The 11,824-nt window shown below is 60.5% G+C and carries 8 protein-coding genes; 2 read left to right on the forward strand and 6 right to left on the reverse strand.

Going from position 1 to position 11,824, the window contains the following annotated elements:
- Positions 1 to 3: 3 nt before the first annotated feature.
- Positions 4 to 4,884, reverse strand: a complete 4,881-nt coding sequence (locus CBW22_RS23615) for an alpha-2-macroglobulin family protein (RefSeq protein WP_088518033.1) — start codon at positions 4,882 to 4,884, stop codon at positions 4 to 6.
- Between the two features lie 146 nt (positions 4,885 to 5,030).
- Here CBW22_RS23615 and sseA point away from each other — a divergent pair, with 146 nt between their 5' ends.
- Entirely contained in the window at positions 5,031 to 5,870 is an 840-nt protein-coding gene (gene sseA / locus CBW22_RS23620) for a 3-mercaptopyruvate sulfurtransferase (protein ID WP_088518034.1), read from the forward strand.
- A gap of 91 nt (positions 5,871 to 5,961) precedes the next feature.
- Here the strand turns inward: sseA and sseB are convergent, their stop codons facing one another.
- The 5 genes from sseB to trmJ all read right to left on the reverse strand — a co-directional run bounded on the left by sseB (position 5,962) and on the right by trmJ (position 10,761).
- The gene (sseB, locus tag CBW22_RS23625; protein ID WP_088518035.1) at positions 5,962 to 6,729 is read right to left on the reverse strand and encodes an enhanced serine sensitivity protein SseB; all 768 of its coding nucleotides are present in this window, start codon (positions 6,727 to 6,729) and stop codon (positions 5,962 to 5,964) included.
- A 52-nt stretch (positions 6,730 to 6,781) separates the two neighbouring features.
- On the reverse strand, positions 6,782 to 8,068 hold the full coding sequence (gene pepB, locus CBW22_RS23630) for an aminopeptidase PepB (RefSeq protein WP_088518036.1): 1,287 nt from the start codon (positions 8,066 to 8,068) through the stop codon (positions 6,782 to 6,784).
- Between the two features lie 57 nt (positions 8,069 to 8,125).
- Positions 8,126 to 9,295 carry an IscS subfamily cysteine desulfurase gene (locus tag CBW22_RS23635; protein WP_088518037.1) on the reverse strand — a complete coding sequence of 390 codons (1,170 nt, stop codon included), beginning with the start codon at positions 9,293 to 9,295 and terminating at the stop codon, positions 8,126 to 8,128.
- Between the two features lie 89 nt (positions 9,296 to 9,384).
- Positions 9,385 to 9,882, reverse strand: coding sequence for a Fe-S cluster assembly transcriptional regulator IscR (gene iscR / locus CBW22_RS23640; RefSeq protein ID WP_031279392.1), 498 nt, complete (start codon positions 9,880 to 9,882; stop codon positions 9,385 to 9,387).
- Between the two features lie 135 nt (positions 9,883 to 10,017).
- The gene (gene trmJ, locus CBW22_RS23645) at positions 10,018 to 10,761 is read right to left on the reverse strand and encodes a tRNA (cytosine(32)/uridine(32)-2'-O)-methyltransferase TrmJ (protein WP_031279390.1); all 744 of its coding nucleotides are present in this window, start codon (positions 10,759 to 10,761) and stop codon (positions 10,018 to 10,020) included.
- A 122-nt stretch (positions 10,762 to 10,883) separates the two neighbouring features.
- Between trmJ and suhB the strand changes: the two genes are divergently transcribed.
- Positions 10,884 to 11,687, forward strand: coding sequence for an inositol-1-monophosphatase (gene suhB, locus CBW22_RS23650; protein ID WP_058758291.1), 804 nt, complete (start codon positions 10,884 to 10,886; stop codon positions 11,685 to 11,687).
- Positions 11,688 to 11,824: the final 137 nt, after the last annotated feature.

Here is an 11,824-nt window from a genome sequence, read left to right on the forward strand (position 1 = left end):
CGCTTAACGCACATGAAGTTTTTCCGGCGTGGTGCCGATGGCGCGCCACGCGGGCACATACATCGACTCCACCTGCGGTGGCGGCAGACGATAACTGCCCGGCGTCACCGCGCGCGCCAGATACAGCAGCGTGCCGGGCGTGTAGCCATCCAGCGCAAGCGCCGCGACAAAGCGGTCGTCGCGGAACTCAAGATGTTTGATGTTGGCCTGCTGCATGTCCATCATGCTCTCTTTCAGCGCATCGGCACTGTCGCCCAGGCTGGCGCTGCTGTCGCTCAGGTTTTGATTTTCCAGCTCCAGTCCGGCCGGCAGCAGATCCACCACCAGCGCATCGCTGACGCGCTGACTGGCACCCACCTTCAGCCGCACCACCAGCAGCTCACCACTGCTGAGGTTGTTGAGATCGGCCGGCTTGCCGTCCAGCGTGAAGTATTCGCGACTGATGCTGAGCACGTTGCTGACCGGTGACGGCGCGGTGCGCGGATAGCCGACCACATTGAGCGTGCCGTACAGCGGCGACGGCGTGTCGCTGGTCAGCGTCAGGCCCTGCTGCAACTGCGGCGCGCTCAGCCCGAGACTCAGCGGCCGATCGCTGCGCAGCGGCTGGTCCTGCAGCGTGGCCTGCCAGGTCTCACCCGGATGCTGCTGCAGCGTCCGCGCGGCGAGGAACAGCGCATTATTCTCCTGGGTGGAGAACCAGCGCTGCCCGTGCAGCGTTTGCGCCAGTTCAATCAGCAATGGCCCCTGCTGCGCCGGCAGCAGCTGATTTTCCGTCAGCAGCGCCAGGGTCAGCGCGCGGTCACGCAGCGGACTGCCGTAATCGCCCAGCCACATGTCAGGCTGGCGTTGCAGCGCGATGCCCTGCATCAGCGCCAGCTGCGCGCGCTGCGTATCGCCCATCTGCTGCAACGCCACGCCAAGCTGCACCAGCGCCAGTCCGGACTTCGCCTGGGCGCGTTGGTCATACAGCGCCCGCAGCGCGCCGAGCGGCGCCTGCTGCTGACGCGCCAGCACCAGCCCCGCATAGGCCTGCACGCTAAAACGCAGCGCATCGGCATTGCTGCTCCAGCTGGTTTCGATTTGCGCCGGATCCTGCAAATAACGCAGCAGGCGCTGGTCGGCGCGATTAATCACGCCCTCCGGCACGCTGTAGCCCGCTTCGCTGGCGCGCAGCAGGAAGTCAGTGACGTAAGCGGTGAGCCAGAACTCCTCGCTGCTCTCTTTGCTCCACAGGCCAAAGCTGCCGTTACCGCGCTGCATGCCGGCCAGGCGCGCAATGCCGGTGTCAATTGCCGCGCGGCGCGCCTCATCACTGCTGGTTTTGATGCCCATCGCGCTGAGCTGGGCGTGATTAGTGAAAAGTGAAGGCCAGATACCGCTGGCGGTCTGCTCCAGACAGCCATAGGGATAAGCGTAAAGCTGGCTGATGTAGCTGGCGATATTCAGCGGCGGCTGAGAACTCAGCGACAGCTGGCCGTTCAGCGTGCCAGCCTGCAGGCCGTTGAAAGCGCTTGCCATCACCTGCCAGCGCTGCCCGCTGTTCATTACGTTATCGAAACTCAGGGTTTGCGCCGGATAAGCCGGACGCACGCCAATCTTCCAGCGGCGCACGCTCGGTGCCAGCGTCTCGTTCGGCAGGCTCAGCCCCGAAACGGTCACCTGCACGTCGCCCTCACCAAAACCGTCCTGCGCTTTAACCGGGACAGACAGCGTGGTTCGCGCCCCTTTCGCCAGCTGCACCCTGGCCGGGATTTGCCCGTTGAGTGCAATCAAGCCGCTGGCGCTAACCGTGACGTTTAGCGTTTGAGGTTGATCGGTAAGGTTGGTCAAATCCAGCGCCAGTGTTGATTGATCGCCGCTGGCAAGAAAACGCGGCGTCGCCAGTTCGCTTACCAGCGGTGCGGCGACCACCAGTTTACGATCCGCCGCGCCGAAACTGTCTTCGCTCCACACCTGCGCCATCAGCCGCAGCTCGCCGTTGAAGGCCGGTACCGGCAGTTCCAGCGTGCCCTCGCCGCTGGCATCCAGCGTCACCAGCTGCAGCTGCTGCGCCACAATCTGCGCCTCGGTGACCGGCTTTTTACCGCCGCGCGACAGCGCATCGGCATCATCCCCGTCACCGCCAAAACGCAGCGCCGCCAGTTTGCCACCGCCCTCAATCAACTGTCCGAACACGTCATACTGATCGGCGTTGTAGCGCTTGCGGCCAAAGAAGCCGTTCCACGGATCGGGGGTGGCATAGTCGGTAATGCTCAGCACGCCGCTGTCCACCGCCGACAGCAACACCTGCACCTGCTGCGGCAGCGCACCGCCTTCGCGTCGGGCTTTAACCTTGACTTGCACGGTTTGTTCCGGCCGAATCCTGTCCGGTGCCTCAAGCGCCAGCGTCAGGCGGCGCGCGGCGGTTGCCATCGGCAGATGCAACAAGCCGACCGCGCGTTTTGGCGTGGTGCCGTTCGCTTTGTCGCCGTCGCGCACCACAATCGCGCTGAGATAGAGATCGTGGCGTTTCCACTCCGCACTGACTGGCACATTAATGGTAGCGCCGCCCGCCGGCACATCCAGCGGTTGCCACCACAAGGTGCCGCTGCTCGACTCCACCAGCAGATAGCCTTTGCCAGCCGCCGGGGATTCCACCGTGACACGCGCGGTGTCGCCGGGTTGATAGGCGGCTTTGTCGATCTTCAGTTTGACCTGATCCGGACGCAGCGCGCCGGTGCCGTTGGTGTTGTCCTGCCACCAGTAGCCTGCCTGGAAACGCACGCTGCTGACGATGTTGTCACCGGCATGCACTTCAAGACGATAGGTGCCCCACTCCACCGGGAAGCTGACTTTCTGGCTGCCGCCCGCCGCAATGCTGATGCGCTGCTGCTCTTCCTGCAGATCTTTTTCATCGTAACGTGACTGCCAGCCTTCGCTGTCGGAGAAGCTCCAGAAGTAGTCGCGACGTTCGTGGATCAAACGCACATCAAGATCCTGCGCCGCCAGCTTTTCGCCCTGCGCATTGGCGTACACCACGTCAAATTCGGCGAGGCTGTTTTCCGGCACGGTTGGCTCATCGTTATAACGATCGGTGCGATAGTCGTACACCGATTCGCTGTTAAACAGCGGACGAATGCCCGGCAGCGCTGGCGCAGGCCAGATCGCTTGCGTGGCGCGGCGCGTTACCGGACGACCGCCGGTCTCCAGCAGGCTGGCCTGCAAAATCAGGTTGAGCGGAGAGTGGCTCTCCGCCCAGCTGCTTTCGACCTTAAGCTGCAGCCTGCCGCTGTCGTCCAGCTTTTCATCCACATCATCAAGGCTACGTTTCAGTTCCTCAGTGATGTCGCCAAATTGGTAACCTGGCAACGCAGCGACCGCTTCACGCGCCGGACGCAGGAACAGCTGGCCCTGTAGTTCGTTGCCTGCCGCTGGTGCGCCATACAAATAGCGGCCTTCAACAGCAAAGGTGACGTCGGCATCTGGCGACAGGGGCTGAGTGTTGCTTTTAAGCGACAGCGCCATCCGTTCGGGCAGGAAATCCTCTACATTGAACGGCCAGGTGCGCGGCTGGTTGTCACCGCTGTTAATACGCAGCGTCCATTTACCGGTCATCGCCGAGGCCGGTAAGGCAAAACGTTGTTGATAAACGCCGTTCTCTGGTTGCCAGACGAAGGTTTGTGCCACTTCACCATTCGGCTGCACCACTTCAGCTTTCACCGGCTGCGGCGGCAGTGGTTTGCCATCGGCATCGCGCAGCAGCGCATTAACGATGACCGTTTCGCCAGGGCGATAGAGATCGCGCGGGCCAAAAATGAAGAACTGTTTGTCGTAGCCTTGCGGGCCATCAATCGGGAATTCGGCCAGATCCAGCGCCGGGCGATTAAGGTCGATGAGCGAAGTCTGGCCTTTACTGGTCGCCAGCAGCAGCTTGCCTTTGGCGTTAGCCGCTAAACGCAGATGCCCCTCGCTGTCGCTGCTGCCGCTCGCCAGCTGTTGGCCTTTTTCATCCAGTAACTGCACGCTGACATCCGCCAGCGGATCGCCACTGGCGAGGCTTTGTGTAAACAGTTCCAGCTGGGTGGGAAAACGGTGCAGCGACAGACCAATGTCGCTCAGGGTGAACAGTGTCGCAGGTTGCGTGTAGTTGTAGGTGCCGGCCTGTTTCATCACCGCCAGATAGACACCCGGCTGTTTCAGCGCCGCGACGTCGCCGAGCGGCAGCTGCATTTTTTCCCGCGTATTGCGTGCCGGGTTGAGATCGAAGCGGCCGCTGTAAACCAGATCGGCGTTTTTCAGCAGATCGCGCGATTCCCAGTACGACAAATTGTTGCCGTAATTCCACTGGGCGAGAAAATCCGCCAGCGAGGCATTTTTCACCCGGAAGAAATCAACATCGATTTGGTTAACGTTGAGCGCCAGCACCGGCAGTCCCTGCGTCAGGCGCAGCGGCAGCAGCGAGCCACGACTGGCGAAACCGACCATCGACTGGATGTCGCGCGTGGTGAGTGTCTGGCTGAATGGGCTGGCTAAGGCACTGCCATCCGCGGCCTTCAGGCCGGCATTGACGGTGACGGTGAGCTTGCGCGCCGGCTGCGGATGACGGAAGCGCAGCACTTTGCCGTTCTGCGCCAGCTCCCAGCCTCCGTCGACCTTGCCGCTGCTGTCATCGGTGAGGCTGATCCAGTGGTTGAAATCCTGCTGACCGTCGAGCGCGCGGTTAAAGGTCAGTACCAGCGCCGCAGCGCCGTCCAGCTGCAGCTCGGAAAGGTCGATCACCGCGAGAGCGCGTGTCGCGGCCTGCGGCGCAGGCGTATCAGCCGCCTGCAGCGACGGTTGCGCGCCGCCCAGTAATGCGCCGCCGATCAGCACGCTGAACAGCAGTCGTTTTACACATCTTGCCATGGTAATTCCCTCACCAGCCCCAAAAGGTTAAACGTGTTGTGCTGCGCAATTTCACATCAAGCCGCCAACTTTAGCAATGTTACCCTTGAGATAGCCTTCACATTCCCGGACACTGGGCCTTTGCCGCTGATGGAGAAGAGGTTGCTATGACAGCCATGTTTGTGTCCGCTGATTGGTTGAATGAACATTACCACGAAGAGCGTTTGCAGGTGCTGGATGCCCGCATGCTGCCGCCAGGTCAGGAAGCGGTGCGCGATATCACGGCGGAGTATCTGGCCGGGCATCTGCCGGATGCGCCTTTTTTCAACATCGAAGCGCTGTCCGATCACACCAGTCCGTATCCGCATATGATGCCGCGCGCAGAGACCTTTGCCGTGGCGATGCGCGAGCTGGGCATTAGCCAGGATAAACATCTGGTGGTATACGACGAAGGCAATCTGTTTTCCGCGCCGCGCGCCTGGTGGATGCTGCGCGCCTTTGGCTGTGAACAGGTGTCGATTCTGGCGGGCGGCCTGCAGGGCTGGAAAGCCGCTGGCTTCAGCCTGGCTACCGGTCCGGTTGATTTGCCTGAGGGCGAGTTCAACGCACAGTACGACAGCAGCCAGGTAAAGCGCCTGACCGATGTCCTGCTGATCAGCCACGAGGGCGGCGCGCAGATTGTTGATGCGCGCGCGGCCAACCGTTTCAATGCCGAAGTGGATGAGCCGCGTCCCGGCCTGCTGCGCGGCCATATCCCGCACAGCCTGAATATGCCGTGGAACGATCTGGTGGCCAACGGTGAGCTGAAACCGGCCGCCGAGTTGCGCGATCTGTTTGCAAAGGCAGGGATTAAGCTGGATCAGCCGATTGTCGCCAGCTGCGGCTCCGGCGTGACGGCGGTGGTGGTAATTCTGGCGCTGACCGCGCTGGGCGTGCGTGATGTGACGCTGTACGACGGTTCGTGGGGAGAATGGGGCAGCCGCGACGATTTACCGATTGAGAAATAAGTGTCGGATGTGGTGCGTGTAACCGGTCGCCGTAAACGGCGACCCTACATGGCATCGGTGCGATTTACCGGCGCACTGATGCGCACCGGCACTAAATAATCCGCTGGCTGCCTTTGAAATCGCGCAGGAAACTGCCCCAGCGGCGCTCATAAAACGGCGTAATGTGCGCGGTGAAGAAATGGCTGACACCCTGCTCGTTGCTGACCACTTCACAGATATCAATCGGCGCGTCATCGGGCAGCGTATCGGTCGCCACGCTGCCGGCCGCCTGAATAATCGCATCAATATCGCTGTCGGCTTCAATCCCAATCAGCAGATTCGCCTGTTCATCGGCACGCTCACGAATGTTGGCAACGTAGGCGCGACGCACCTGTTTGTATTTCGCAAACAGCTGGGTCAGCGAATCGATCATCTGCGCTGGCGGCTCGGCCACTTCGGACAGCAGCAATGCATGACCGCCCTCCAGCACCGTTTGCTGGCTCAGCGCACTGCCCTCTTCGCCCAGCAGATGCGCGATCTCGCCGGGTGAAAACTCTTTGCCGGCCGGCAGTTTCGGGTTGAGGAACAGCGCTTCACCCAGCGTCATTTCAAACAGCGTGCGCGTCGGTAAACGCAGGTACGGCTGCTCACCCTGGATGGCTTCGCTCATCGCTGCTTCTGAGGTAAAGAAAGGGATCACGCTGCCGCCGCCCTCTTTTTCCCAGTGCTGTAATTCTACCGGTGAGGTGGCATCAAACTGCTCCGCGGGACTTTCGCCCGGCACCCAGACATCGGCCTCCAGCAATAGCTGAAAAAATTCCGGACGGTGCGCAGGCTCGGTGGCCGCCAGCTTCAGCACCTCTTCAAGACGGTTACTCATAAGGGATAGGCTTCCAAAAAAGACGGCAGGTTGCAGCCTGCCGTTGTCGGGATTATTTCAGTAACAGATTGGCAATGGTACGCACACCAAGGCCTGTCGCACCGGCAGACCACTGATCCACCGCGCTTTTGCGATAGGTCGCGGAGCAGTCAATGTGCAGCCAGCCCTGCTGATAGTTGCTGACGAACCACGAGAGAAACGCTGCCGCGCTGCTGGCGCCCGCTGCATGTGCCGCGCTGGCGATGTTATTCAGATCGGCAAAGTTGGACGGCAGGTGGTTGCGGTGGAATTCGGCCAGCGGCAGACGCCAGAAGGCTTCGTTCTCGCTGAGGGCGCTGCCCAGCAGCGACTCCGCCAGCACGTCGTCAAAGGTAAACAGCGCATGGTAATCGTTGCCCAGCGCGGTTTTCGCGGCACCGGTCAGCGTGGCCGCGTCAATCAGCAGCTGCGGACGCTGTTCGCTGGCGTCGATCAGTCCATCGGCCAGTACCAGACGCCCTTCGGCGTCGGTGTTCATCACTTCAACGGATTTCCCGTTGCGATAGCGGATGATGTCGCCGAGGCGGAACGCGTTGCCGCTTACCATGTTATCGGCGCAGCACAGGAACAGCTTCACGCGCTTATCCAGGCCGCGCGCAATCGCCAGCGCCAGCGCACCGGTTACCGTTGCCGCGCCGCCCATGTCGGATTTCATCGAATCCATGAACGCGCTCTGCTTCAGGCTGTAGCCGCCGGTATCAAAGGTGATGCCTTTGCCCACCAGGCAGGCGTAAACCGGCGTGCTGTCGTCGCCGCCGGGGTTGAAGTCCAGCGTCAGCAGCACCGGCGGACGCGTCGAGCCGCGACCTACGGTATGAATTCCGGCATAGCCCTGCTCACGCAGATCCTCACCTTTGATGATGCGATAGCTCACCGCGTCACCGCCTGCTTCACTGATCAGATCGATGGCGCTGTGCGCCAGCTGCTCCGGGCTCAGATCTTCCGCGGGCAGGTTGATGGTGTCGCGCACCCAGTCAACGATCTTCAGGCGACGATCAAATTCGGCCTGATCGGCCTCACTCAGCGTCGGCCATTCGACCTGACGCTGGCCTTTCGGGCTGCGGAAACCCTGCCAGAACGCCCAGCATTTCTCCAGATCCCAGCCTTCGCCGCTCAGCGCGACGTGGCGGATGCCCTGACCGTCCAGCTTGCGTCCGGCACGTTGAATGCTCATCAGCGCATCGGCACCGGTCAGGTGAATGGTCATGCCACTTTCATTGCTGCTCAGCAAGGCTTTCTCGCCCCAGCGCGCGTCGGCGGCCTGGGAGCTGAGCGTAATCGTCATGGGTTGTGTTGTCATCGCGTGGCTCCGTTTGCGTTTGTTATCCCTGCGCACTGACCGGCGCAGGGCGAAAATTTAGCGGGAAGTGGCCGGCGTCAGCGCCCGTAAGCGCGTTACCGCCTTATGTACCACCCCGATGGCATAATCGATCTCTTCCTGCGTGGTAAAGCGACCCAGCGAAAAGCGCAGCGAGCTGTAAGCCAGTTGCTGATCCACGCCCATGGCGCGCAGAACGTAGGAAGGTTCAAGGCTGGCAGAAGTACAGGCGGATCCCGACGACAGCGCCAGATCTTTCAGCGCCATGATCAGCGATTCGCCATCGACGTGGGCAAAACTGATATTGAGGATATTCGGCGCGCCCTGTTCGAGTGAACCGTTGAGCTGTATGTCGCTTAGCGTGCTGATGCCCTGCCACAGACGATGGCGCAGCGTAGCCAGGCGCGCGCTCTCGTCCGCCATCTCTTCGCGCGCGATGCGATAGGCTTCGCCCATGCCGACAATCTGATGCACCGGCAAGGTCCCCGAACGCATACCGCGCTCGTGACCACCGCCGTGCATCTGCGCGTCGATCTGCAGTTTTGGTTTACGCCGCACCCACAGCGCGCCGATGCCTTTCGGCCCGTACAACTTGTGCGCTGAGAACGACATCAAATCCACCGGCAGCGCGCTGACGTCGAGCGGCAGTTTGCCCACGCTTTGCGTGGCGTCCACGTGGAACAGGATGTCGCGCGCGTGACACAGCGCGCCCAGCGCGGCGATGTCCTGAATCACGCCGGTTTCATTATTGACGTGCATCAGCGACACCAGCACGGTGTCGTCGCGCAGTGCCGCCTCCAGCATCGCAGGCGTGACGATGCCGTCCGCGCCAGGCTGCAGAAAGGTGACGTCAAAGCCTTCGCGCGCCAGCTGAGCACAGCTGTCGAGCACCGCTTTGTGTTCGGTCTGACTGGTGATGATGTGTTTACCGCGCGCCTGATGCTGCTGCGCCGCGCCTTTGAGCGCCAGGTTATCGGCTTCGGTGGCACCGGAGGTAAACACGATTTCGCGTGGATCGGCGTTGATCAGTTCGGCAACCTGGTTGCGCGCCACGTCAACGGCCTCTTCAGCCTGCCAGCCAAAACGGTGGGAACGGGAAGCGGGGTTACCGAAGGTGCCATCCAAAGTGAGGAACTGCATCATTTTGCTGGCGACACGCGGATCCGCAGGCGTTGTCGCTGCGTAATCCAGGTAGATCGGTAATTTCATTGCGCTAAAACTCCGTATAAAAAATCATACGTCTTTATAGCACGATTCAGCCTCTCCTGGGTTAACAGCAGAGGCTGAACGAGAGAGGATCAGGCGCGCAGATTGACGTTGATGGTTTCCTGCACGCGATGCTGCTGGAAGCGACGATTATCAACGCTGTTCTGGCGATCGGCCACGTCGAGGATCTCCTGGTTATTCACCAGTTCCGCCAGCGTGATGTTGTTGAGGAAGTCGCTGATGCGCTCGCTCAGGTCGCGCCACAGAACGTGGGTCAGGCAGCGCTCGCCGCCCTGGCAACCCTCTTTACCCTGGCATTTGGTGGCGTCAACGGATTCGTCCACCGCGGTGATCACCGCGCCAACTGCAATCGCGCCGGCGTCTTTGCCTAACAGATAACCGCCGCCCGGACCCCGCACGCTGGCCACCAGACCGTGCTTACGCAGACGCGAGAATAACTGCTCCAGATAGGAGAGCGAAATGCCCTGACGCTCTGAAATATCGGCCAGCGGTACCGGGCCCTCGTGCGAGTGCAGGGCAACGTCCAGCATAGCGGTTACGGCATAACGTCCTTTGGATGTCAGTCTCATAGCATACAACCTCGTAAGAGTCCGCCAGCGAGTCGGCGGGTTATCTGAAGAATGGAGGCCAGTCTGACATTCCCGAGTATTTTGGTCAACTATTTAACCGAGTATTTCGCTCAACTATTTAACCTGGTGTTTTACTCAACTATTACCCTTGTCGTTTTTGGGTTTTTCAAACGACGACAGCATGCCGCGCAGAATGTTGAGTTCGTCGCGCTCCGGACGCGCACGGGTATAGAGGCGACGCAGTTTGCTCATCACCTGGCTCGGTGTGCCCTGGCGGATAAAGCCGCTATTCAGCATCATCTGCTCGATGTGCTGATAGAAGCGTTCCAGATCGTCAACCAGCGGATACGGCGAGGCTTCGTACTGCGGCTGCGGACTGGCTTTCTCCTGCGCGTCCAGCCACGCCATGCGCACTTCATAGGCGATAATCTGCACCGCCATCGCCAGGTTGAGCGAGCTGTACTCCGGGTTGGCCTGAATGGCGACATGATAGTGGCACTTCTGCAGCTCTTCGTTGGTCAGGCCCACGCGCTCGCGACCAAATACCAGCGCTACCGGCGCCTGCTGGCCCTCTTCCACGCTTTTGATGCCGCATTCACGCGAGTCAAGCATCGGCCACGGCAGCGAGCGCGAACGTGCGCTGGTACCCACCACCAGGCTACAGCCGGCAATCGCCTCATCCAGCGTATCGACGATCTTCGCCTCACCGATCACATCGCTGGCACCGGCAGCCAGTGAAATGGCCTGCGAGTCCGGTTTCACCAGCGGATTGACCAGATACAGGTTGCTTAAGCCCATGGTTTTCATGGCGCGGGCAACGGAACCCATGTTGCCGGTGTGCGAGGTTTCTACCAGTACGATTCGGATATTTTGCAGCATAATAGATAGCGATAAGGAAATGATGGCGCGCATCCTAACATAAAAGCAGGACATTTGCTGAACACCCTGATATACTCCGCGCCGTTTTCACCCCGTTCTTTAACATCCAGTGAGAGATACCGATGCATCCGATGCTCAACATCGCCGTGCGCGCAGCGCGCAAGGCCGGAAATTTAATTGCCAAGAATTATGAAACCCCGGACGCCGTCGAAGCCAGCCAGAAAGGCAGCAACGACTTCGTTACCAATGTTGACCGCGACGCAGAACGTCTGATTGTCGAAGTGATTCGCAAGTCCTACCCGCAACACACCATCATCACCGAAGAAAGCGGTGAGCTGGCGGGCGACGATCAGGATGTTCAATGGGTAATCGATCCCCTGGATGGCACCACCAACTTCATCAAACGTCTGCCCCACTTTGCTGTTTCTATCGCCGTGCGCATCAAAGGCCGCACCGAAGTGGCGGTGGTTTACGATCCAATGCGTAACGAACTGTTCACCGCGGTACGCGGTCAGGGCGCGCAGCTTAACGGCTATCGCCTGCGCGGCAGCACGGCGCGTGACCTCGACGGCACTATTCTGGCTACCGGCTTCCCGTTCAAGCTGAAGCAGCACGCCACGCCATTCATCAACATCGTGGCAAAACTGTTTACCCAGTGCGCTGATTTCCGCCGTACCGGCTCTGCTGCGCTGGATTTGGCCTATGTGGCCGCAGGTCGCGTTGACGGTTTCTTTGAGATTGGCCTGAAGCCATGGGATTTCGCTGCCGGTGAACTGCTGGTGCGTGAAGCGGGCGGTCTGGTGACCGATTTCACCGGTAACCACGGCTATATGCTGTCTGGCAACCTGGTGGCCGGTAACCCGCGTGTGGTGAAGGCGATGCTGGCCAGCATGCGCGAAGAACTGAGCGAAGCGCTGAAGCGCTAAGCAAAAAAGGCGGCTAAATCAGCCTAATGCTTGTCAGTTAAGCTTTTAAGGACGCCGCAGCGGATAACGCTGCGGTTTCTTTTTTACCGCCCGCGGATAATGCCGCTGACGACGGCCGGGTAATACGAAGCTTCCCG

It is taken from the genome of Pantoea sp. VS1 (assembly GCF_002207995.1).
GTDB classification, from domain to species: Bacteria; Pseudomonadota; Gammaproteobacteria; order Enterobacterales; family Enterobacteriaceae; genus Pantoea; species Pantoea dispersa.